The organism is Pseudomonas sp. v388, assembly GCF_003935425.1.
GTDB lineage: Bacteria > Pseudomonadota > Gammaproteobacteria > Pseudomonadales > Pseudomonadaceae > Aquipseudomonas.
In genome coordinates, this window is sequence record NZ_RHQN01000011.1 from 35,519 (window position 1) to 59,336 (window position 23,818).

General features: G+C 59.2%; 19 protein-coding genes and 2 tRNA genes. 3 read left to right on the forward strand and 18 right to left on the reverse strand.

Annotation, left to right across the window (positions count from 1 at the left end; translation table 11 throughout):
• Nucleotides 1-2 precede the first annotated feature (2 nt).
• Together EGJ27_RS22650 and EGJ27_RS22655 are read left to right on the forward strand one after the other, a co-directional pair.
• Nucleotides 3-2,951 (forward strand): DUF748 domain-containing protein, encoded by a 2,949-nt coding sequence (locus tag EGJ27_RS22650; protein ID WP_177523088.1) that lies wholly within the window; start codon nucleotides 3-5, stop codon nucleotides 2,949-2,951.
• Nucleotides 2,952-2,989: 38 nt separating this feature from the next.
• On the forward strand, nucleotides 2,990-3,283 hold the full coding sequence (locus tag EGJ27_RS22655) for a DUF2845 domain-containing protein (RefSeq protein WP_125832994.1): 294 nt from the start codon (nucleotides 2,990-2,992) through the stop codon (nucleotides 3,281-3,283).
• Between the two features lie 123 nt (nucleotides 3,284-3,406).
• Here EGJ27_RS22655 and EGJ27_RS22660 read toward each other — a convergent pair whose 3' ends face one another.
• The 16 genes from EGJ27_RS22660 to rlmE form a co-directional block, all read right to left on the reverse strand.
• Nucleotides 3,407-3,760 (reverse strand): BON domain-containing protein, encoded by a 354-nt coding sequence (locus EGJ27_RS22660; protein ID WP_125832995.1) that lies wholly within the window; start codon nucleotides 3,758-3,760, stop codon nucleotides 3,407-3,409.
• 289 nt (nucleotides 3,761-4,049) lie between these two features.
• Complete coding sequence (gene pnp, locus EGJ27_RS22665; RefSeq protein ID WP_125832996.1) at nucleotides 4,050-6,155, reverse strand: polyribonucleotide nucleotidyltransferase; 2,106 nt, start codon at nucleotides 6,153-6,155, stop codon at nucleotides 4,050-4,052.
• Between the two features lie 173 nt (nucleotides 6,156-6,328).
• On the reverse strand, nucleotides 6,329-6,598 hold the full coding sequence (gene rpsO, locus EGJ27_RS22670; RefSeq protein WP_002555121.1) for a 30S ribosomal protein S15: 270 nt from the start codon (nucleotides 6,596-6,598) through the stop codon (nucleotides 6,329-6,331).
• Between the two features lie 158 nt (nucleotides 6,599-6,756).
• On the reverse strand, nucleotides 6,757-7,674 hold the full coding sequence (gene truB, locus EGJ27_RS22675; protein ID WP_125832997.1) for a tRNA pseudouridine(55) synthase TruB: 918 nt from the start codon (nucleotides 7,672-7,674) through the stop codon (nucleotides 6,757-6,759).
• 3 nt (nucleotides 7,675-7,677) lie between these two features.
• Nucleotides 7,678-8,094 carry a 30S ribosome-binding factor RbfA gene (rbfA, locus tag EGJ27_RS22680; RefSeq protein WP_125832998.1) on the reverse strand — a complete coding sequence of 139 codons (417 nt, stop codon included), beginning with the start codon at nucleotides 8,092-8,094 and terminating at the stop codon, nucleotides 7,678-7,680.
• A gap of 158 nt (nucleotides 8,095-8,252) precedes the next feature.
• Nucleotides 8,253-10,787, reverse strand: coding sequence for a translation initiation factor IF-2 (gene infB / locus EGJ27_RS22685; protein WP_125832999.1), 2,535 nt, complete (start codon nucleotides 10,785-10,787; stop codon nucleotides 8,253-8,255).
• Between the two features lie 27 nt (nucleotides 10,788-10,814).
• A complete protein-coding gene (gene nusA, locus EGJ27_RS22690) occupies nucleotides 10,815-12,296 on the reverse strand; it encodes a transcription termination factor NusA (RefSeq protein ID WP_125833000.1) in 1,482 nt (493 codons plus the stop codon).
• A gap of 59 nt (nucleotides 12,297-12,355) precedes the next feature.
• Entirely contained in the window at nucleotides 12,356-12,814 is a 459-nt protein-coding gene (gene rimP, locus EGJ27_RS22695) for a ribosome maturation factor RimP (protein WP_158619380.1), read from the reverse strand.
• A gap of 130 nt (nucleotides 12,815-12,944) precedes the next feature.
• A tRNA-Met gene (locus EGJ27_RS22700) sits at nucleotides 12,945-13,021 on the reverse strand.
• Between the two features lie 95 nt (nucleotides 13,022-13,116).
• Nucleotides 13,117-13,202, reverse strand: a tRNA-Leu gene (locus EGJ27_RS22705).
• 43 nt (nucleotides 13,203-13,245) lie between these two features.
• Nucleotides 13,246-13,626 (reverse strand): preprotein translocase subunit SecG, encoded by a 381-nt coding sequence (gene secG / locus EGJ27_RS22710; RefSeq protein ID WP_125833002.1) that lies wholly within the window; start codon nucleotides 13,624-13,626, stop codon nucleotides 13,246-13,248.
• 4 nt (nucleotides 13,627-13,630) lie between these two features.
• Nucleotides 13,631-14,386 carry a triose-phosphate isomerase gene (gene tpiA, locus EGJ27_RS22715; protein WP_125833003.1) on the reverse strand — a complete coding sequence of 252 codons (756 nt, stop codon included), beginning with the start codon at nucleotides 14,384-14,386 and terminating at the stop codon, nucleotides 13,631-13,633.
• Nucleotides 14,387-14,452: 66 nt separating this feature from the next.
• A complete protein-coding gene (gene glmM, locus EGJ27_RS22720; RefSeq protein ID WP_125833004.1) occupies nucleotides 14,453-15,793 on the reverse strand; it encodes a phosphoglucosamine mutase in 1,341 nt (446 codons plus the stop codon).
• Between the two features lie 16 nt (nucleotides 15,794-15,809).
• On the reverse strand, nucleotides 15,810-16,661 hold the full coding sequence (gene folP / locus EGJ27_RS22725; protein ID WP_125833005.1) for a dihydropteroate synthase: 852 nt from the start codon (nucleotides 16,659-16,661) through the stop codon (nucleotides 15,810-15,812).
• A gap of 8 nt (nucleotides 16,662-16,669) precedes the next feature.
• On the reverse strand, nucleotides 16,670-18,571 hold the full coding sequence (gene ftsH, locus EGJ27_RS22730; RefSeq protein ID WP_125833006.1) for an ATP-dependent zinc metalloprotease FtsH: 1,902 nt from the start codon (nucleotides 18,569-18,571) through the stop codon (nucleotides 16,670-16,672).
• A 191-nt stretch (nucleotides 18,572-18,762) separates the two neighbouring features.
• A complete protein-coding gene (gene rlmE, locus EGJ27_RS22735) occupies nucleotides 18,763-19,413 on the reverse strand; it encodes a 23S rRNA (uridine(2552)-2'-O)-methyltransferase RlmE (RefSeq protein WP_125833007.1) in 651 nt (216 codons plus the stop codon).
• 104 nt (nucleotides 19,414-19,517) lie between these two features.
• Between rlmE and EGJ27_RS22740 the strand changes: the two genes are divergently transcribed.
• Nucleotides 19,518-19,826, forward strand: a complete 309-nt coding sequence (locus EGJ27_RS22740) for a YhbY family RNA-binding protein (RefSeq protein WP_125833008.1) — start codon at nucleotides 19,518-19,520, stop codon at nucleotides 19,824-19,826.
• A 161-nt stretch (nucleotides 19,827-19,987) separates the two neighbouring features.
• Here EGJ27_RS22740 and greA read toward each other — a convergent pair whose 3' ends face one another.
• Both greA and carB read right to left on the reverse strand, forming a co-directional pair.
• Complete coding sequence (greA, locus tag EGJ27_RS22745) at nucleotides 19,988-20,464, reverse strand: transcription elongation factor GreA (protein WP_125833009.1); 477 nt, start codon at nucleotides 20,462-20,464, stop codon at nucleotides 19,988-19,990.
• On the reverse strand, nucleotides 20,461-23,682 hold the full coding sequence (gene carB / locus EGJ27_RS22750) for a carbamoyl-phosphate synthase large subunit (RefSeq protein ID WP_125833010.1): 3,222 nt from the start codon (nucleotides 23,680-23,682) through the stop codon (nucleotides 20,461-20,463). The genes greA and carB overlap by 4 nt, the downstream gene beginning before the upstream one ends.
• Nucleotides 23,683-23,818 lie beyond the last annotated feature (136 nt).

Genomic DNA, 23,818 nt, shown 5'->3' on the forward strand with positions numbered 1-23,818 from the left:
CCATGTCCAAAGGATTGAAACGCACGATCGGCACTTTGCTGGCCGTTTTCGTGCTGTACAGCTTGCTCGGATTTTTCATCCTGCCCGGCGTCGCGTTGCGCATCGCCAATCAGCAGCTGGCCGACTACGCCACCGTTCCGGCAAAACTGGAACGGCTCGAGCTCAATCCTTACACCCTGGAGGTGACACTCTGGGGGCTGAACATCGGGACACCGGGCCAGGAACAGGTCGGTTTCGAGAAGCTCTACGCCGATCTGCAGATCGACAGCCTGTGGAACCGCGCCCTGCATTTGCAGAGCGTCGAGCTGATCAAGCCACGCACGCAGGTGCTGTTCGGCAAGGATGGCAAACTCAATCTGGCGCAACTATTCAAATTGCCGGCCAGTGAGCCGGCCACCCAGGAGCCGGCCGGCGAGCCTTTCCCGCTGCGCATTGATCAGATCAAGCTGGCCGACGGCTATCTGCATTTCCAGGACCTGCGCCCCAGTGCACCTATCGACTTCCTGTACGACACGCTCAACTTCGAGCTGAAAAATCTCAGCACCCTTCCGGAAGACAACGCTGACATGACGCTCGTCGCGGCCGGCCCGGACGGCGGGCGGATTGACTGGGTCGGGCGCATCAGCCTGGTGCCGATCACCTCCGAGGGCACGCTGAAAATCACCGACGGCAAGATGAAACTGTGGTGGCCCTATGTCCGCGACTCCTTGCCCTTGGCGCTCAAGGACGGCGTACTGAATTTCAGCACCGCGTACAAGCTCAACCTGGCCAAGGAAACCCAGTTGCAGCTCACTGGCGCCTCGGCCAGTGTGGCGCCGTTCGCCCTCGATGCGCCTGACGGCCGCCCGCTGGTGCGCCTGCAACGCCTGGAGGTCAGCGATACCAACATCGACCTGGCCAAGCAGCTGGTGACGGTGGGCAAAGTCCGCAGCCAGAAGCTCGAAACCTGGGCGGCTCGTGAAGCGGACGGCCAACTGGACTGGCAGAAACTGTTCGCTGGCCAACCCGCCAAGCCTGCAGCGACACAAAAACCCGCGGTGGATGACAAGGCCGTGGAGCCTGCTGGCGCCGATCAGGCAGCCAAAGCGCCTGCGCCTGTCGGCAAGCCATGGCAAGTGACACTGCGCGATGTGCAACTGCGCGATTATCAGATCCACCTCACAGACCGGGTGCCTGCCGAGCCGGTAGTGCTGGACGTCGGCCCGTTGAATCTGGACATGCAAGACTTCGACAGCCTCAACTCCCGGCCTTTCAGCCTCAAACTGGATACCGGCATCGGCAAGCAGGGCCGCATCACCGCTGCCGGTAATGTCAACCTGGCACCGGTCAGTGCGCAGTTGAAAGTCACTACCAAGGACATCGACCTGCGCCTGGCCCAAGCCTACATCACGCCGTTCATTCGTCTGGAGCTGCGCAGCGGCATGCTGGACGGCGATCTGGCGGTCAATCTGCAAGGCACCGAGCCGCTCGCGTTCAACGTGACGGGCAAGGCCCGGGTCAATCAATTGCATACGCTCGATACGCTCAAGCAGCGAGACTTCCTCAGATGGCAGCAGCTGGATGTCGACGGCATCGATTATCGCCATGGCCAAAGCCTGGCAATTGCCCAGGTCAATCTCGAGCAGCCTTACGCGCGCTTCATGATCAATGATGACCGCACCACCAACATCGACGACCTGCTGGTTCCGCAACCTGCCGATCAACCGGCCTCACAGAAAGCGCGGCAACCGGCCAGCCAGGACAAGCCCCTGGCGATCCGCGTCGGTGGCGTGAACATCAAGAACGGCTCGGCCAATTTTGCCGACTTCACCCTTACGCCAAACTTCGCCACTGCCGTTCAGCAACTCAACGGCCGCATCGGCACCATCGACAACAGCAAGCCTACGCCTGCGCCGGTGGATATCGAGGGCAAGGTGGACCGTTACGCACCTGTCACCATCAAGGGCAGCGTCAACCCGTTCGACCCGATGGCAAGCCTGGACATCGCCACCAGCTTCAAGCGTGTGGAACTCACCACCCTGACGCCCTATTCCGGCAAGTTCGCCGGATTCCGCATCCGCAAGGGGCGCTTGAACCTCGACCTTCATTACCTGATCACCGAAGGCAAGCTCAAGGCTCAGAACAAGGTGCTGGTGGAGCAACTGCAACTGGGCGAGAAAGTGGACAGCCCGGACGCGGTGGACTTGCCGATCCGCCTGGCGGTGGCCTTGCTCAAGGATTCACAAGGCCGAATCTCCATCGAGCTGCCCGTGGAAGGCGATCTGAACAATCCTCAGTTCAGCGTCATGCCGATCGTCTGGCAGACTCTGCGCAACCTTGTGGTCCGCGCAGCAGCAGCGCCGTTCAAGCTACTCGGCGGGCTGGTGGCCGGCGGCGGCTCCGAGGACCTCGGCACGGTGAGTTTTGCTGCAGGCTCCAGCGAACTTGGCCCCGACACGCAAAAGGCGCTGGACAAGCTCTCAGCCGCCCTCAGGGAGCGTCCCACCTTGCGCCTGGAGATCGAAGGCACCAGCGCAGCCGGCAGCGACGGGCCGTTAATCGCCCAGCAACGCCTGGAACGCGAATATCAATACACCTACTACAAGATTCTCCAGCGCCGCGGCGACAAAGTCCCGGCCCGGGCCGCTCTGCTGGAAGTGCCGGAAGATGAAAAAGCGCCGATGCTTGAGGGCATCTACCGGGCGCGTCTGAAGCAACAGCCGCCGGCCCAGTGGCAGGATCTCGGCAAGGAAGAACGCGCCAACCAGATGCGTACAGCGGTCCTCAAGTTCTGGAGCGGCAACGAAGCCCTGCTGCGCGAGCTGGGCCAGGAAAGAGCCGGCAACATCAAGGACTATCTGGTGGAAAAGGGCAAACTGGAGGACGAGCGGGTTTACTTTGTCGATGCACGCCTCGGCGAAGCCCAACCGGATGGACGCGTTATCAGCCCCCTGCACCTGGACAGCGAGTGACAGACTTGAATCGAGACGCCCGCAAGACGATTTTGCGTATGGGTTTGGCCTGCGCCTGCGCGGTTGTGGCGTTGGGCACTGAGGCGGCGACGTTGCGCTGCGGCAGCCAGCTGATCAGCACTGGAGACCGGCCGTTCGAGGTCGAGCAGAAATGCGGCACGCCGGTCAGCCAGTCGGTGATCGGCAGCCAGGAAACCTTCGACAATGCCTATCGCAGGTCCGAGCAGGTTCAGATCGAGGAATGGGTCTACGGTCCGGACAACGGCATGTACCGATACCTGCGCTTCGTCGGCGGTCGGCTCACCGATATCACCAGCAAGCGCGGACGATAAAAACCGCACGCAAAAAAACAGGCCTCGGCGTTAACCGAGGCCTGTAATGGCTACGTCCCTGTAGCCCTTCGCATGAACTTTCCGTGAGTCAAATGACTTGGGTGTCCAATGCTGAGTCAGCGATTACTCGGCTTTCAGGCCGTCTGCCGATACAGCTTTGACGCCTTTGATTTTCTTGGTGATCGCGACGGCCACGTCTTTCTGGGACTCGGTCACAGCAACTGTCGAGGACAGGGAAACCACGCCTTTATTGGTCTCAACCTTGATGTCCGAACCTGGGATGCCTTTTTCAGTCAGCAGATCAGCTTTGACCTTGGTGGTGATCCAGGTGTCAGAGGTCTCTTCTTTTGCCTTGGTGACTTCACCGGCTGCGAGCACCATAGGTGCCTGGGTGTTGTTAGTCTGAGCAAAGGCAGCGTTAGCCATGGCCAGAGTCATAGTGGTGGCAGCGGCAGCAGCGATAACGAACTTCTTCATACGATAACTCCTGTTTTTCTCAGAAACTGCGCCAACTTCGTGGCTGCAGGGTTAACAGGTATATCGCAAGCGGTGTGCCAACTCTCTTCAAGAAATAAATCCTTATTAATCAACAGGTTAAGAATTTCTGCTTATAACCGGATCGTGCAGATTGCCCGTTCGACCCTGCGTTGTGGTTGCAAGATGCATGTTTGGCGAAAGCACCCAGGCATCGACAGGCAAGTCTTTCATTGAGAACAAAAAAAGGACCCCGAGGGGTCCTTTTTTCTGCAGCGGTCAATCTGATCGATTAAACGCCCGACGCTTTGGCTGCTGCCACGTCTTTGATCGACAGCTTGATGCGACCGCGGTTGTCGACGTCCAGTACCAGGACTTCAACTTCCTCGCCTTCTTTCAGGATATCGGTCACTTTCTCTACGCGAGCATCGCTCAGCATCGAGATGTGAACCAGACCGTCCTTGCCAGGCAGGATGTTGACGAATGCACCGAAGTCAACGATGCGCTCGACCTTGCCGACGTAGATCTTGCCGATCTCGGCTTCTGCGGTGATACCCAGAACGCGCTGACGTGCTGCTTCAGCCGCTTCCTTGGACTCGCCGAAGATCTTGATCGAGCCGTCGTCTTCGATATCGATCGAAGCCTTGGTCTCTTCGCAGATGGCACGGATGGTCGCGCCGCCCTTGCCGATCACGTCACGGATCTTGTCGGTGTCGATCTTCATCGCAATCATGGTCGGAGCGTTGGCCGACAGTTCGGTACGCGACTGACCGATGATCTGGTTCATCTGACCCAGGATGTTCAGGCGAGCTTCCAGGGCCTGGCCCAGGGCGATCTCCATGATTTCCTCGGTGATGCCCTTGATCTTGATGTCCATCTGCAGCGCGGTGACGCCTTTGGCAGTACCCGCTACTTTGAAGTCCATGTCGCCCAGGTGGTCTTCGTCACCCAGGATGTCGGTCAGGACTGCGAACTTCTCGCCTTCCTTGACCAGACCCATGGCGATACCGGCAACCGGCGCCTTCATCGGCACGCCGGCATCCATCAGCGCCAGGGAAGCACCGCAGACCGAAGCCATGGAGCTGGAACCGTTGGACTCGGTGATTTCCGATACGACGCGGATGGTGTACGGGAACACGTCGGTTTCAGGCAGCATGGCCTGAACGCTGCGACGCGCCAGACGGCCGTGACCGATTTCGCGACGGCCTGCACCACCCATGCGACCACACTCGCCCACCGAGAACGGAGGGAAGTTGTAGTGCAGCATGAAGGGGTCTTTCTTCTCGCCTTCGAGGGTGTCCAGCAGCTGTGCGTCGCGGGCAGTACCCAGGGTCGCCACGACCAGGGCCTGGGTTTCGCCACGGGTGAACAGTGCCGAACCGTGAGTCTTGGGCAGAACGCCGACTTCGATGTTCAGCGGACGTACGGTGCGGGTGTCACGGCCGTCGATACGCGGCTTGCCGTTGACGATGTTCTCGCGAACGGTGCGGTATTCGATTTCGCCGAACGCCGCTTTCACTTCGCTGGCAGACGGGCTGCCATCTTCGACGGCCAGCTTGGCAACGACCTGGTCTTTCAGCTCGCCCAGGCGCGCGTACCGATCAGCCTTGACGGTGATGGTGTAAGCCTGGGAGATCGCTTCGCCGAATTCGGCACGGATCGCGCCCAGCAAGCTGGTGGCTTCCGGCTTTGGCTGCCAGTCCCAGGTTGGCTTGGCGGCTTCAGCGGCCAGTTCCTTGACGGCGTTGATCACGACCTGGAACTCGTCGTGTGCGAACAGCACGGCGCCCAGCATCTGGTCTTCGGTCAGTTCCTTGGCTTCCGATTCAACCATCAGAACGGCTTCGGAAGTACCGGCTACGACCATGTCCAGGCTCGAAGCCTGCAGTTGCTCGTAAGTCGGGTTCAGCAGGTAGCCGGTGCTTTCGTGGAAAGCAACGCGCGCTGCGCCGACCGGACCGTCGAACGGAATGCCGGAGATGGCCAGGGCTGCCGAGGTACCGATCATCGCAGCGATGTCCGGATCGGTTTTCTTGCTGGTGGAAACAACGGTGCAGACAACCTGCACTTCGTTCATGAAACCTTCTGGAAACAGCGGACGGATCGGACGGTCGATCAGTCGCGACGTCAGGGTTTCCTTCTCGGAAGGACGACCTTCGCGCTTGAAGAAACCGCCGGGGATCTTGCCGGCAGCATAGGTTTTTTCCTGGTAGTGCACGGACAGGGGGAAGAAGCCCTTGCCGGCGTCGGCCTGCTTGGCGCCGACCACAGTCACCAACACGCTGACGTCATCGTCAACGGTGACCAATACTGCGCCGGAGGCCTGACGGGCGATGCGGCCTGTCTCGAGGGTTACGGTCGATTGACCGAACTGAAACTTCTTGATTACCGGGTTCACGGTTTCCTACCTTTCTTTGTGGCTCTGGGGGAACTGGTTTCTTGCGAATTCTTGGGCTGCGAGGGGAATCGGCCCCAACGGCGGTCCAGATAAAACTTGAGGCTGGAAGCCTGCCAGAACATCGGGAAAACCCGATGTATCGCGACAGACAACCAACCTCCAGAACGTCGTTATTAGCGACGCAGACCCAGACGACCGATCAGGGCGCTGTAACGGCTAACGTCCTTACCTTTCAGGTAATCCAGCAGCTTGCGACGCTGGTTTACCATACGGATCAGACCACGACGGGAGTGGTGGTCCTTACCGTTGGCCTTGAAGTGGCCTTGCAGCTTGTTGATGTTGGCGGTCAGCAGTGCAACTTGCACTTCTGGCGAACCAGTGTCACCAACAGCTTGCTGGTAGTCGGTTACGATCTGAGCTTTTTCTTCAACGCTGAGTGCCATGTGGGCAATCCTTTATTTCAGGGAACCGCTCCAGGGAGACGATTCCAACAGGCCGAGGACGAAACCTCGTATTAAAAAGTGAGATGTGACCGTGCCTGTTTACAGCCACCCTCGTTCCAGCTCGTTTTCAGGCAAGCCTGTCTGCGAGCCGGTTCCGGTCATTCTGACCGAATCAATCGACGCGGCGCGATCCGCCCGTCTTCGCTGACTTCACCGATACCGATGAAACGTCCTTCGTGATCCTGTACCCGCACCATACCGAATTTCGGCGCCTCGGGTGCCCTTACCGGTTGCCCATGCAACCAATAGAACGAACTGTGCTCCGAGAACTTCAACAGGGGCCAGTCCAGCAGACCGCTGTCCGATGGCATGAGGAAGCGGTCGACCGCTTCGTTGCCGCCTTCGGCATGCACCTGTTCCAGCTCTTCCAGGGTGACCGTCTGGGCCAGGCTGAAAGGACCGGCCTGGGTACGACGCAGCTCTGCGACGTAAGCACCACAGCCAAGCTTTTCACCAATATCTTCCACCAGGGTGCGGATATAGGTGCCCTTGGTGCAGTCGACCGACAGACGTGCCGTCTCGCCTTCGCAGGCAAGCAATTCCAGGCGCGCAATAGTAACAGAACGAGGCTCGCGCTCCACTACTTCACCGGCACGGGCCAGCTTGTACAAAGGCTGCCCGTCGCGCTTGAGAGCCGAGTACATCGGTGGTATCTGACTGATTTGCCCACGAAAAGCCGGCAGCACCGCCTCGATATCCTCGCGACCAACGGTCACCGGACGCGTCTGCAAAACCTCACCTTCGGAATCCGCCGTGGTGGTGGTCTTGCCCAGTTGCGCCAAGGTCTCGTAGGACTTGTCGGAGTCGAGCAGGTATTGGGAGAACTTGGTCGCCTCACCGAAGCACAAGGGCAGGACGCCCGTTGCGAGAGGATCGAGGCTGCCGGTGTGCCCGGCCTTTTCCGCGTTGAGCAACCAGCGGACTTTCTGCAGTGCCGCGTTGGACGTGAAGCCCAGGGGTTTGTCGAGCAGGATGATCCCGCTGACGTTACGGCGTATACGCTTGACCTGAGCCACCGCTTACTCCTCGGAACCGTCTGGCTTGGCGCCCGGCGCAGCAGGAGTTCCCTGGTGCTGGCCGTCTTCGGCCACGGCCCGCTCGATCAGAGCCGACAAATGCGCGCCACGGGCAACGCTTTCATCGTAATGGAAGTGCAATTGAGGCACGCTGCGCAGCTTCATTTCGCGGGCCAGTTGCATGCGCAGGAAACCTGCGGCGGAATTGAGCACCTTGATGGTCTGTGCGATTTCTTCAGCGCTGTCCTGACCCATGACGGTCATGAAGATCTTGGCGTGGCCCACATCGCGGCTGACTTCAACGGCGGTGATGGTGACCAGACCCACGCGTGGGTCCTTGATTTCGCGACGGATCAGCTGGGCCAGCTCACGCTGCATCTGATCGCCGATTCGTTGGGTACGGCTGTATTCTTTTGCCATGTTTGTTACCTGTTACTGATCCGGGAGCAAACCCTGACAGTCTGAAAGCGGCAAACGCCCGGCCGACAGATGTCAGACCGGGCGTTGCGTTGAGAGCCTGTGGTGCAGGGCGAGGCATTCGCATACCAGCTTGCACCATGGCTCTTGAAGCTCGCGACTTAGAGGCTGCGAGCCACTTGGACCTTCTCGAAGACTTCGATCTTGTCACCGACCTTGACGTCGTTGTAGCTCTTGACGCCGATACCGCATTCCATGCCGGCACGCACTTCGGCAGCGTCATCCTTGAAGCGACGCAGGGATTCCAGCTCGCCTTCGAAGATAACGATGTCGTCACGCAGAACGCGGATTGGACGGTTACGGTGAACAACACCTTCAACGACCATGCAGCCTGCGATCGCACCGAATTTCGGCGAACGGAACACGTCGCGTACTTCGGCGATACCCAGGATATTCTCCCGGACGTCGCTGCCAAGCATGCCGGTCAGGGCCTTCTTGACGTCTTCGATGATGTCGTAGATCACGTTGTAGTAACGCATATCCAGACCTTCCTGCTCGACGATCTTGCGCGCGCCGGCATCGGCACGCACGTTGAAGCCAAACAGTACAGCGTTGGAGGCCAGTGCCAGGTTGGCGTCGCTCTCGGTGATACCACCGACACCGCCACCGACCACGCGCACTTGCACTTCGTCGTTACCCAGGCCACCCAAGGCGCCCTGAAGTGCTTCCAGCGAACCACGGACGTCGGATTTGAGGACGATGTTAAGCGTCTTCTTCTCTTCCTGGCCCATGTTCTCGAAGATGTTTTCAAGCTTGCCGGCGTGAGCACGGGCCAGCTTGACTTCGCGGAACTTGCCTTGACGGAACAGAGCGACTTCGCGAGCCTTCTTCTCGTCCTGCAGTACCGACATCTCGTCGCCAGCGTCCGGCGTACCGTCCAGGCCGAGAATCTCGACCGGAATGGATGGACCGGCTTCCTTCACAGGCTTGCCGTTCTCGTCGAGCATGGCGCGAATGCGACCGAAGTTCGAGCCGACCAGCACCATGTCGCCTTGACGCAGCGTACCGTCCTGAACCAGGACCGTCGCCACCGGGCCGCGGCCCTTGTCCAGACGGGATTCAACGACCACACCACGACCTGGGGCCGACGGCGTTGCCTTGAGTTCCAGAACTTCAGCCTGCAACAGAACAGCTTCGAGCAGTTCGTCGACGCCGGTACCCATCTTCGCGGAGACCGGGACGAACGGTGTATCACCGCCCCATTCTTCGGAAGTGACACCGTGAACCGACAACTCGCTACGGATGCGATCGAGATCAGCGCCCGGCTTGTCGATCTTGTTCACGGCAACTACCAGCGGAACGCCGGCGGCTACAGCGTGCTGAACCGCCTCGATGGTCTGCGGCATGACGCCGTCGTCCGCCGCCACGACCAGGATCACAATGTCGGTCGCCTTGGCACCACGGGCACGCATCGCGGTAAACGCGGCGTGACCTGGGGTGTCGAGGAAGGTAACCATGCCGCGTTCGGTTTCAACGTGGTACGCACCGATGTGCTGGGTGATGCCGCCGGCTTCGCCTGCAGCTACCTTGGCACGACGGATGTAGTCGAGCAGCGAAGTCTTACCGTGGTCAACGTGGCCCATTACGGTCACGACCGGCGCACGGGAGAACGTCTCGCCTTCGAACTTCAGCGATTCGGCCAGGGAATCTTCCAGGGCGTTGTCGCTGACCAGCGTGACCTTATGGCCCAGCTCTTCGGCGATCAACTGGGCAGTTTCCTGATCCAGTACCTGGTTGATGGTCACCGGAGTGCCCAGCTTGAACATGAACTTGATGACTTCAGCTGCCTTGACCGACATCTGTGCAGCCAGTTCGCCGACAGTGATGGTCTCGCCGATCGCTACGTCACGAACCACAGGGCCTGTAGGGCTCTGGAAACCGTGGGCATTGCGCTTTTTCAGCTTGGACTTGCCGCGACCGCCGCGACGGAAGCTGTCGCTTTCTTCGTCGGTGGTACGAGGCGCAACACGAGGAGCCGGAGCTTTCTCTTTTACCGAAGCGCGATGCGGAGCGTTTTTGCGCTCGCCGTCGCCGCTGCGGGAGTTGCGGTCGTCTGCACGTGGCTTGTCGGGACGACGCTGGTCGTCGCGCTTGCGCACTTCGGCCGTCGGTGCAGCGTTGGCAGGCGTCGGCGCAGCGGCAGGTGCCTCGCGCTCGGCCTGGACAGCTGCAACCGGCTCGGCTGCAGCGGCAGCAGCCGGTGCAGTAGTCGATTGTCCGGCAGGCTGGCGACGCGCTTCTTCTTCGGCGCGACGCTTGGCTTCTTCTTCAGCCTTCTGACGGGCAGCATTCTCTACCGCACGGCGCTCTTCCAGCTCGCGCTGACGCTCTGCTTCGATCTCTTCGGCGCTGCGCTGTACGAATACTTTCTTTTTGCGGACTTCAACGCTGATGCTCTTGCTGCCGGCCACACGCAGGGTGCTGGTGGTTTTACGCTGCAAAGTGATCTTGCGCGGTTCTTCCACTTTCGCCTTGTGGCTGCTTTTCAGGTGAGTCAGCAACGACTGCTTCTCACTGTCGCTCACATGTTCCTCGGCGGCGGTGTGCGGCAGACCTGCCTCACGCATCTGCTGCAACAGGCGCTCTACCGGTGTTTTGACCTCATCGGCCAGTTGTTTCACCGTGACTTGCGTCATGCACTTCTCTCCTCAGGCCGCGCCTAATTACTCGAACCAATGGGCTCGGGCGGCCATGATCAACTTGCCGGCACGATCATCGTCAATGCCGTCGATGTCGAGCAGGTCGTCAATAGACTGCTCGGCCAGGTCTTCGCGGGTAATAACGCCGCGCACCGCCAGTTCCATCGCCAGATCCTTGTCCATGCCCTCAAGCGAGAGCAGGTCGTCGGCCGGATGGGCGTCTGCCAGCTTTTCCTCTGTTGCGATGGCTTTGGTCAACAAGCGATCCTTGGCCCGAGCGCGAAGCTCGTTGACGGTATCTTCGTCAAAGCCGTCGATGTTGAGCATTTCCTCCACCGGTACGTAGGCAATCTCTTCCAGGCTGGTAAAGCCTTCGTCGACCAGCACCTGCGCCAGGTCTTCGTCGACTTCCAGCTCGTCGATGAAGTTGCGCAGAATGTCGCCGGTTTCAGCTTGCTGCTTGGCCTGGATGTCCGATTCGGTCATCACGTTCAGGGTCCAGCCAGTCAGCTGACTTGCCAGACGAACGTTCTGACCACCACGACCGATAGCCTGGGCCAGGTTATCCGCACCTACTGCGATATCCATTGCATGGGCATCTTCGTCAACGATGATTGCCGCGACTTCCGCAGGGGACATTGCGTTGATGACGAACTGCGCCGGATTGTCATCCCAAAGGACGATATCCACCCGCTCACCACCCAACTCGCCGGAAACAGCCTGAACGCGCGAACCACGCATGCCAATGCAGGCGCCTTGCGGATCGATTCGTTTGTCCTTGGAGCGAACGGCGATTTTTGCACGCGAACCCGGGTCACGAGAGGCAGCCATCACCTCGATCAGACCTTCGGCGATTTCCGGTACTTCGATACGGAAAAGTTCGATCAGCATCTCTGGCGCAGTACGCGACAGGATCAACTGAGGGCCACGGTTTTCAGTGCGAATTTCCTTGAGCAGTGCCCGCAAGCGGACGCCTACACGGAAAGTCTCACGAGAAATGATGTCTTCACGAGCCAGCAACGCTTCTGCGTTGTTGCCAAGGTCAACGATGACGTTGTCGCGTGTCACTTTTTTAACGGTGCCGGAGATGATCTCGCCCAGACGCTCGCGATAAGCATCCACGACCTGGGCGCGCTCGGCTTCACGAACCTTCTGCACAATGACTTGCTTGGCGGTTTGCGCAGCGATACGACCAAACTCGATGGAATCGATCTTCTCTTCGATCAGATCACCGGCCACAGCGCCCGGCTTCTTGGCCTGGGCCTGATCAACGGCCAGTTCGTAGGCCGGATCATCCAGGTCTTCGTCCTCGACTACTGTCCAGCGACGGAAAGTCTCGTAGTTACCGGTGTGGCGGTTGATCTCCACACGCAGCTCAACCTCATCTTCAAAACGTTTCTTGGTAGCAGTGGCAAGAGCCAGCTCCAGCGCTTCGAAAATCACACCTGCCGGAACGCCCTTTTCATTGGACACCGACTCAACAACCAGCAGTACTTCTTTGCTCATCGTACGCCTCGCCTTTCGCAAGCCATTGGATCCGCGGGATCCGCAGTATCTGGCACGTATCAGTCAAACGTGGGAATAATGTTGGCCTTGTCGATCAAGTCGATCGGCAACAGATATTCGTGGTCCTCTACATGCACCACGACATCCTGCTCCTCCACCCCGCGGAGAAGGCCTTGAAAGTTGCGCCGACCATCGAAGGGCGAGCGCAGCTTGATCTTCACTTGCTGCCCGGCGTGCAAGGCAAACTGTTCAAGCGTGAACAGTGGGCGATCCATGCCAGGAGAGGACACCTCAAGCGTGTATTCAGCGCTGATCGGATCTTCAACATCCAAAACACCACTGACCTGACGGCTGACTATTTCGCAGTCCTCCACCAGAACGCCGCCCTCTTTGTCGATATAAATGCGCAGCAGTGAATGTCGGCCCTGGGAAATGAACTCAATTCCCCAGCATTGATAGCCAAGAGCCTCGACCACCGGGGCCAACAAGGCCTGCAACTGTTCTAGCTTGCTCGACACCTGAACCCCCTCGTGCATGCTTTAAAAATAAAAAAATGGGCGAGCGCCCATCCATGAAAACGCCGCTGAACATCGACGTTATGTACTGTCCAGCTAACAAAAAGCCCCTAAAAAGGGGCTCAGCTAAAACTGGTTGCGGGGGCTGGATTTGAACCAACGACCTTCGGGTTATGAGCCCGACGAGCTACCAAGCTGCTCCACCCCGCGACAAAGCTGGGGCGGAAGTATACGACCGATCCATTGCAGGGTCAATCGAACATCCACCTACAAGAAAGCCCGCTAGTGCGGGCTGTCCTGTTTATTGGTACCGAGAAGGGGACTCGAACCCCTACACCCTATGGGCACAACCACCTCAAGGTTGCGTGTCTACCAATTCCACCACCTCGGCATTACAACTTTTTGGCGACCTCTGAAGCATCGCCGAATTCTGTTTACTTCTGCTCTGGAGCTTGAGGTACGTCAGCTGGAACAACCGCTGGCTTTTGCCCTTCGAGCACCGGCACATCATCAGTAGCCGGTTTTTGCTTCACTTCCAACACCGCCGGATCTGGCAAACCTACTTGAGTCAGCTGTTGAGCTTTCTCTTTAGCAAAGTAACCTAACCCCAAGCTGGTTATGAAAAAAGCTGCGGCGAGTATAGCAGTAAACTTACTCAGAAAGGTAGAGGTTCCTTGCCCTCCGAAGACAGTATTTGATGCACCTGCTCCGAAAGACGCACCTGCGTCCGCACCTTTACCCTGCTGCAGCAATACCAGAGCAACAACGCCCAAAGCGCCCAACAGATGAAAAACGACTACGACTGTTTCCAGCATTTTTTCAGTTTCCCGCGGCGCGACAGATCGCACCGAACTCATCTGCATTCAGGGAAGCCCCACCAATGAGACCCCCATCGATATCCGGCATGCCGAACAGTTCGACCGCATTGGCCGACTTCACGCTGCCGCCATAAAGAAGACGCACGCCTTGTGCGACTTCGGCATTCTTTTCCGCCAGCTGCGCACGGATGGCTGCGTGCACTTCCTGCGCCTGCTGCGGCGAAGCAGTCAATCCGGTGCCAATGGCCCAGACCGGCTCGTAAGCAATTACTGCATTGGCAAACGCATCAATACCGAACGCGTCGATGATGCTGTCGAGCTGCTGCCCTACCACCGCGAGCGTTTGACCTGCCTCGCGCTGCTCCAGGGTTTCCCCTATGCACAACACCGGGGTCAGTCCGCTTTCCTGGATAGCTGCAAACTTCCGGTTGAGCACTTCATCCTGCTCGCCAATCAACTGGCGACGCTCGGAATGACCGACCAACACGAAACTGCAACCGGCATCCAGCAACTGGGTAGAGGCGATCTCACCCGTCAAGGCGCCTTGCCCAGCCTGTATTGCCGCGTCCTGAGCACCCACAGCGACAGCCTGGCCTTCCAGCCCGACCACCACCTGATTGATGAACAGGCTCGGCGGCATTACAACGATATCAACATCACTCGGCAGCACTTGCTTGCCAAGACCCTCGATCAGCTCAGCGACACTGGCGCGGGTACCGTGCATTTTCCAGTTACCAGCTACCATTGGGCGACGCATGCTGCACCTCGTAGGTCAAAGTGGGCGCAGATGTTACCCAACACTTTCATCACTGGCAAGCCGAAATCAGGCGCAAACTTCTGTAACCAGTTTTGCCAGCTCATCGGCGTAGGCCTGGACCTGAGCTTGATCCTCACCCTCGACCATCACACGCACCAGCGGCTCGGTGCCGGACTTGCGCAAAAGCACGCGGCCACGACCGTCCATCTCGGCCGTCACACGGGCGCACGCTTCCTGGATGGATGGATGGGTGACCGGATCTACCCCGCCTGAGAAGCGAACGTTGACCAGCACCTGAGGACACTTGCGCAGCTTCTGCCGAGCCTCGGACAGGCTGACCCCGCTACGGCGCAACGCCAGCAGGACCTGCAGGGCTGCGATGATCGCATCGCCGGTCGTAGTGTGCTGGAAGCACACGATATGTCCGGAGTTTTCGCCACCCACCTGCCAGTTGCGCTCCAGAAGCTCGGCGATCACATAGCGATCACCGACATTGGCCCTTACGAACGGGATGTTCTGCTCGGCCAGGGCCAGCTCCAGCCCCAGGTTGCTCATCAAGGTGCCGACCACGCCGCCCTGCAGGCGGCCGCGTTCATGCAGGTCACGGGCAATGATGTACAGCAGTTCGTCACCGTCGACGATGGCGCCGGTGTGATCGACCATCAGAACGCGGTCGCCATCACCATCGAACCCGATGCCCATGTCGGCCTTGTTCGCCACCACGGCCGCCTGAAGCGCTTCCATGTGGGTGGAGCCGCAGTTTTCATTGATATTGAGACCATCCGGCTGCGCCGACAGCACCACAACCTGAGCACCCAACTCACGAAAGACGTTGGGCGCCACTTTGTAGGTCGCGCCATGCGCGCAATCGACCACCAGTTTCAAACCTGCAAAATCAGTGCTGGTCGGCACGCTGCTTTTGCAGAACTCGATATAACGACCGGCTGCATCGTTGATTCGTGACACCTTGCCCAGCTTCTCGGACTCGGCAACGGTCATGGGCGCATCGAGCAGTTCCTCGATCATCATCTCGATCTCGTCCGGCAGCTTGGTGCCCTGCCCCGAGAAAAACTTGATGCCGTTGTCATAGTGCGGGTTATGCGATGCACTGATGACGATACCCGCTTCAGCATGGAAGGTGCGGGTCAGATAGGCGATAGCAGGGGTAGGCATAGGGCCCAGCAGCATGACGTCGGCGCCTGCGGCAGAAAGGCCGGCCTCCAGCGCCGATTCGAACATGTAGCCCGAAATACGCGTGTCCTTGCCCACCAGAATCCGACAAGTGCCTAGACGACGAAAAGCCATCCCTGCTGCCCAGCCCAGCTTGAGCATGAAATCCGGGGTAATGGGAAACTGCCCCACCCGGCCACGGATGCCGTCGGTTCCGAAATATTTTTTAGTAGTCATGGATGCCCCGCTATTGTTATTCGGCCGTTTCGACAGCCGCAATCATGCGCACCACGTCAGCCGTCTCGGCGACATCATGCACACGTAGAATTCTTGCACCCTTGGTCATCGCCAATGCGGCCAACGCCAGGCCGCCATAGAGCCTTTCACCCACCGGACGACCCAGCACACCGCCAATCATGCTCTTGCGCGATACACCGACCAACAAGGGACGTCCAAGCGCCAACAAAGTCGGCATGTGCTTGAACAGGCTCAGATTATGCTCCAGCGTCTTGGCGAAACCAAAACCCGGATCAAGAATAATGCGATTTCGATCGATACCTGCAGACTCGCACCGAGCCATGTGTTCGGCAAGAAATGCACTCACCTCGCCGACCAGATCATCGTAGTGCGGGTCATTCTGCATAGTGCCGGGCTCGCCCAGCATATGCATCAGACACACCGGCAAACCGGTCTGGGCCGCCGCTTCAAGCGCACCGGGGCGACGAAGGGAGCGCACGTCATTGATCAGGCCCGCGCCCAGGCGAGCAGTCTCCAGCATCACCTCTGGCGTCGAGGTGTCGACAGAAACAATGACATCCAGCTCGCGAGTGATGATTTCGACCAACGGGGCCACGCGCTCCAGCTCTTCGCTCACCGAGACCGCAAGAGCACCAGGCCGGGTGGATTCGCCACCCACGTCAATCAACGTGGCCCCGGCCACCACCATGGCTTCGGCGTGACGGAGTGCGGCATCGAGCTGACGGTATTTCCCGCCATCCGAAAAGGAATCAGGAGTCGCATTGAGGATGCCCATCACATGAGTGTGGGCCAAATCAAGAACCCGGTTGCCGCAAGGCAACCGGGTTGGGTACAGCGCAGAAGTCATGTCAGACCTTAATGTTCGGCAGCCGGACCGCCGATAGGGGCTTCCGGACGAGGGTCCGGGATCGGCGTACCGTTGGTGCCCGAGCCACCTTCCCAGTCGCGAGGTTCGCGAGGTGGGCGACCGGACATGATGTCGTCGATCTGATCCGCATCGATGGTTTCATACTTCATCAACGCTTCGGCCATCGCGTCCAGCTTGTCACGGTTGTCGGTCAGCAGCTGCTTGGCCGTGCCGTAACAGTGATCGATGATGCTGCGCACTTCAGAGTCGATCAGCTTGGCAGTCTCGCCGGAGACATTGGAGTTCTGGCCACCGCCACGCCCCAGGTAACCGGCATCCTCGTCTTCCGAATACATCAGAGGGCCGAGCTTCTCGGACAGGCCCCACTTGGTCACCATGTTCCGGGCAATCTGGCTGGCACGCATGATGTCGTTGGAAGCACCGGTGGTGACACCGTCGAACCCAAGCGTCATCTCTTCAGCGATACGACCGCCGTAAAGCGAGCAGATCTGACTGACCAACGCGCGCTTGGAGAGGCTGTAACGATCCTCTTCCGGCAGGAACATGGTCACACCCAGGGCACGACCGCGCGGAATGATGGAAACCTTGTAGACCGGATCGTGCTCAGGCACCAGGCGACCGACGATCGCGTGACCAGCCTCGTGGAAAGCCGTATTGCGCTTTTCCTTCTCAGACATGACCATCGATTTGCGCTCGGCGCCCATCATGATCTTGTCCTTGGCCAGCTCGAACTCCTTCATTTCGACCAGGCGCTTGCCGGCACGAGCTGCGAACAGCGAGGCCTCGTTGACCAGGTTGGCCAGGTCGGCACCGGAGAAGCCCGGAGTACCCCGTGCGATAACGCCAGGATTGACGTCGTCACCCATCGGCACTTTGCGCATATGGACCTTGAGGATCTGCTCGCGGCCACGAATGTCCGGCAAGCCCACTACCACCTGACGGTCAAAACGACCAGGACGCAGCAGTGCCGGGTCGAGCACGTCCGGACGGTTGGTCGCGGCGATCACGATGATGCCGTCGTTCATTTCGAAGCCGTCCATCTCGACCAGCAACTGGTTGAGGGTCTGCTCACGCTCGTCGTGACCGCCGCCCATGCCGGCGCCACGGTGGCGACCGACGGCGTCGATTTCGTCGATGAAGATGATGCAAGGCGCGTGCTTCTTGGCCTGTTCGAACATGTCGCGGACACGACTCGCACCGACACCCACGAACATTTCAACGAAGTCGGAGCCGGAAATGGTGAAGAACGGAACCTTCGCCTCACCCGCAATCGCCTTGGCGATGAGGGTCTTGCCGGTACCCGGCGGACCTACCATCAGCACGCCGCGGGGGATACGACCGCCAAGGCGCTGGAACTTGCCCGGATCGCGCAGGAACTCGACCAGCTCGCCGACTTCTTCCTTGGCTTCGTCGCAACCTGCAACGTCAGCCAGGGTCGTCTTGACCTGATCTTCGGAAAGCAGGCGGGCCTTGCTCTTGCCGAAACTCATCGGGCCACCCTTGCCACCGGCTCCGCCCTGCATCTGGCGCATGAAGAACATGAACACCGCGATGATCACCAGGATCGGGAAGCTGGCCACCAGCAACTGGGTCCAGATGCTCTGCTGCTCAGGCTGCTTGCCTTCGACGACCACGTTGTTATCGACCAGATCGCCGATCAGACCGTTGTCCTGAATGGCTGGACGGATAGTCTTGAACGTATCGCCATCGCTGCGTTTGCCCATGATGACGTAGCCGTCGACGGACACCTTCTCTACCTTGCCGTCCTTCACCTGCTGGATGAAGTCGGAGTAGTTGAGGGTCTGCGGCTCGTTCGGGCTGGAGAAGTTGTTCATCACCGTCACAAGGACAGCTGCGATGATCAACCACAGGATCAAATTCTTTGCCATATCGTTCAATTAGCTACCCTCTGAAGCAAGCTCCACGCAGCAAGCGTGCCTCGCATGATATTCACCGGCCTAACTTACTACAGAACCTACAGATGTGGCAGGCGCCGTCTGTAACCCTTTGTGAAACTTTGACTGCAGGATGTTGGTACTGATCACCGCCTAAAGCCATTTAATTAAAGCTATCGGCAATCTCAAAGGCGCTCTTCGCTTGCCGAGCCTTCGATCCCCCTGAAGCCCCGCCCGAGCAGATACTGCTCTCGGGAACGGTCGCGGGATGACAAGGGTTTGCGCATCTGCACCTTGTCGAACAGCTTGCGAATGTCCTTGTGGTACACATCGAAGCCTTCGCCCTGAAATACCTTGATCAGGAAATCGCCCCCCGGACGCAGGACCCGACCTGCCAGATCCAGTGCCAATTCGCACAGGAACATGGCGCGCGGCATATCCACAGCGCTCAATCCACTCATATTGGGGGCCATATCGGAAATCACAAGGTCTACCTGCGTATTACCTACAGCTTCCAGAATCTGGGCGAGCACGGCGTCTTCGGTGAAGTCCCCCTGAATGAAGGTCACATCCGGGATGCTGTCCATCTCAAGGATGTCGGAGGCGATCAGCCTTCCTTGACCACCGATCAGACGACTGGTCACCTGCGACCAGCCACCGGGCGCTGCGCCGAGGTCGATCACAGTCATGCCGGGACGAATCAGTTTGTCCTTCTCCTGGATCTCCAGAAGCTTGTAGCTGGCACGGGAACGGTAGCCGTCTTTCTGCGCCATTTTGACGTATTTGTCGTCGAAGTGTTCTTTGAGCCAGTTATGGCTTGTCTTGGAACGGGCCACGGGGCACCTCAAAAATAAACGAGTCGTGATTAACTGGGCGGTCCCGGACTCGCTCGGGTAAACTGGCCGCCGCTTTTTACAAGATCAGACGCAGGGGTCAGATTATGCCGCTCACTCAAGAGCAGAAGAAACAATACAAATCCATTGGCCATCACCTGAAACCGGTATTGATCGTGGCGGACAACGGTTTGACTGAAGGTGTGCTCGCAGAGCTTGAACGCGCATTGAGCGATCACGAGCTGATCAAGATCAAGCTCAATATTCTCGACCGCGAAAGCCGCATCCAGGCCATTGCCGAACTGTGCAAGGTCGGGTCAGCGGATCTGGTGCAGATCATCGGCAAAATGGCGCTGATCTATCGCAAGAATCCAAAGGTAAACAAGCAGCTGTCCAACGTCCACCGCGCTCACTGATAAAACCGAAGCCAGGGGCCGCGCCCAGCGCGCCCTGGCTCAGGCTCTGCATCGGGCGCGCTCACCGGACGCCTGAAACGAAACCGCTCCGCCACTCACCAAAACCCCAAGGGTTTCGACAAGCCGTCGGAGCGGTACGCCCGCCTGAGCGGACGCTCGCATCAGATGTGACGAACCTCGATGATCTCGTACTCGATGACACCGCTAGGCGTCTTGACCGTCACCACATCACCCTCTTCCTTGGCAATCAGGGCGCGAGCGATAGGTGAACCTACCGAGATCTTGCCCTGCTTGATGTCAGCTTCGTCCTCACCCACGATCTGGTAAGTCACCGACTCGTCAGTCTCGACGTTGGCGATCTCCACCGTAGTGCCGAAGATCACCTTGCCGGTATGAGGAATCGTGGTGACGTCGATGACCACGGCATTCTGCATGCGGCCTTCGATATCACGGATGCGTGCTTCCACCATGCCCTGCTGTTCGCGGGCAGCATGGTACTCGGCGTTTTCCTTCAGATCGCCCAGCTCCCGCGCAGTACCGATGTCCTGGCTGAGCTTGGGACGAACCACCTTGGTCAGGTGGGTCAATTCTTCCTCCAGGGCGCGAGCGCCCTGAACTGTCATTGGGTATTTGATCATGCCTTCAATCCTGCATGGAGATCCTGCAAGCGACGCACGGTCTTTTCCGGACCGAACTTGAGCGCTTCGCAGATGGCTTCGCCTGCCGCAATAGTAGTGGTGCAGTAGATCTTGTGCTGCAAGGCGTTACGACGAATGGAGTAGGAATCGGCAATCGACTGACGCCCTTCGGTAGTGTTGATGATCAGGGTGACTTCGTCATTCTTGATCATGTCGACCACATGCGGGCGACCTTCGGTAACCTTGTTGACGCGACGCACCTTGAGGCCCGCCGCTTCGATGAGCTTGGCGGTTCCGGCGGTTGCCACGATCTCGAAGCCCAGGCCGATCAGGTCGCGAGCGACACCGGCAACCAGTGGCTTGTCATCGTCACGCACGCTGATGAACGCGGTACCACCGGTCGGCAGCACTTCGCTGGCACCCATCTGGGCTTTGGCGAACGCTTCACCGAAGGTATCGCCAACACCCATCACTTCACCAGTCGACTTCATTTCCGGGCCGAGGATCGGGTCCACGCCCGGGAACTTGGCGAACGGGAAGACTGCTTCCTTGACGCTGTAGAAGTTCGGAATGATTTCCTTGGTGAAGTTCAATTCCTTGAGCGTCTTGCCGGCCATGACACGGGCCGCGATCATCGCCAGGGAAACGCCGATGCACTTGGACACGAACGGTACAGTCCGCGATGCGCGCGGGTTCACTTCGATGACGTAGATATCTTCACCCTGCAACGCCAGCTGAACGTTCATCAGGCCAACCACACCCAGCTCCAGAGCCATCTTCTTGACCTGCTCGCGCATCTCGTCCTGGATGTGCGCCGGCAGCGAGTACGGCGGCAGCGAACACGCCGAGTCGCCGGAGTGCACGCCGGCCTGCTCGATGTGCTGCATGATGGCGCCGATCACCACGTCGGTGCCGTCACAAACCGCGTCCACGTCCATCTCGATGGCGCAGTTCAGGAAGTGGTCGAGCAGCACCGGGCTGTCGTTGGAAACCTGAACGGCTTCGCGCAGGTAGCGCTTGAGCTCGTCTTCCTGATAGACGATCTCCATCGCCCGACCGCCCAACACATAGGAAGGACGCACGACCAGCGGGTAGCCGATTTTCGCCGCGGCGCGAATCGCTTCGTCCTCGCTGCGCACAGTGGCGTTAGGCGGCTGACGCAGGTTCAGGCGCTCGACCATCTGCTGGAAGCGCTCACGGTCTTCGGCGCGGTCGATGGCGTCAGGGCTGGTACCGATGATCGGCACGCCGGCAGCTTCCAGAGCGCGAGCCAGCTTCAGCGGGGTCTGGCCGCCGTACTGGACGATCACGCCCTTGGGCTTCTCGACGCGCACGATTTCCAGGACGTCTTCCAGGGTTACCGGCTCGAAGTACAGGCGATCGGAGGTGTCGTAGTCGGTCGATACGGTTTCCGGGTTGCAGTTGACCATGATGGTCTCGTACCCGTCTTCACGCAGCGCCAGCGCAGCGTGCACGCAGCAGTAGTCGAACTCGATACCCTGGCCGATACGGTTCGGACCGCCGCCCAGGATCATGATCTTGTCGCGAGTCGACGGATTGGCTTCGCACTCTTGCTCGTAGGTCGAGTACAGGTAAGCGGTATCGGTGGCGAATTCGGCCGCGCAGGTGTCGACGCGCTTGTAGACCGGGAACACGTCCAGTTTCTGGCGATGGGTGCGCAGGTTCTTCTCGGTGACGCCCAGCAGCTTGGCCAGACGCGCATCGGAGAAGCCTTTGCGCTTGAGACGGAACATCAGGTCGCGGTCGATGGCGGACAGGCCGAGGGTCTTGACCTTTTCCTCTTCCTTGATCAGGTCTTCGATCTGCACCAGGAACCACGGGTCGATCATGTTCATGGCGAAGATTTCTTCGACCGTCATGCCGGCCCGGAAGGCGTCGCCGACATACCAGATGCGCTCGGCGCCCGGCACGGTCAGCTCGCGCTTGAGGGTGCTCATGCTTTCCGGGTGCGTCAGGTCCAGCTTCGGATCGAGACCGCACACGCCGACTTCCAGGCCGCGCAGAGCTTTCTGCAGCGATTCCTGGAACGTCCGGCCGATGGCCATGACTTCACCCACGGATTTCATCTGGGTGGTCAGACGTGCGTCGGCCTTGGAGAATTTCTCGAACGCGAAGCGTGGCAGCTTGGTCACGACGTAGTCGATGGACGGCTCGAACGACGCCGGGGTCTTGCCGCCAGTGATGTCGTTGGAGAGTTCGTCGAGGGTGTAACCGACTGCCAGCTTGGCCGCGACCTTGGCGATCGGGAAGCCGGTGGCCTTGGAGGCCAGCGCCGAGGAACGCGATACGCGCGGGTTCATCTCGATCACGACCATCCGGCCGGTGTCCGGGCAGATGCCGAACTGGACGTTGGAACCGCCGGTCTCGACGCCGATCTCGCGCAGTACCGCCAGGGAGGCATTACGCAGGATCTGATATTCCTTGTCGGTCAGCGTTTGCGCCGGCGCAACAGTGATCGAGTCGCCGGTGTGCACACCCATCGGGTCGAAGTTTTCAATGGAGCAGACGATGATGCAGTTGTCCTTTTTGTCGCGGACAACTTCCATTTCGTATTCTTTCCAGCCGATCAGCGATTCGTCGATCAGCAGTTCCTTGGTCGGAGACAGGTCCAGACCGCGGGCGCAGATTTCTTCGAACTCTTCACGGTTATAGGCGATGCCGCCGCCGGTGCCGCCCATGGTGAACGATGGACGAATGATGCACGGGAAGCCCAGCTTTTCCAGAACCGCGTTGGCTTCTTCCATGCTGTGGGCGATGCCGGAACGCGGGCATTCCAGGCCGATGGACTTCATGGCCTTGTCGAAACGCGAACGGTCTTCAGCCTTGTCGATGGTGTCGGCATTGGCGCCGATCATTTCCACGCCGAACTTCTCCAGGACGCCTTCGCGCTCCAGATCCAGTGCGCAGTTGAGTGCGGTCTGGCCGCCCATGGTAGGCAGCACCGCGTCCGGACGCTCTTTCTCGATGATCTTGGCAACGGTCTGCCATTTGATCGGTTCGATGTAGGTCGCGTCGGCCATGGCCGGGTCGGTCATGATGGTCGCCGGGTTGGAGTTCACCAGGATGACGCGGTAACCCTCTTCGCGCAGGGCCTTGCAAGCCTGCGCGCCGGAGTAGTCGAATTCACAGGCCTGACCGATCACGATCGGGCCGGCGCCGAGAATCAGGATGCTTTTAATATCTGTACGTTTTGGCATGGTTGGTCACTCAAATCCGTAGGTCAGTCGGCAAGCCGTCTTGAACATTACTTTGAGGTGGCCTGGGTGGCAGCGACCGGACCTGCGAGATCCGGGGCCACCCATGGGCACACCTGCTTATTACATTCTCAAGGCA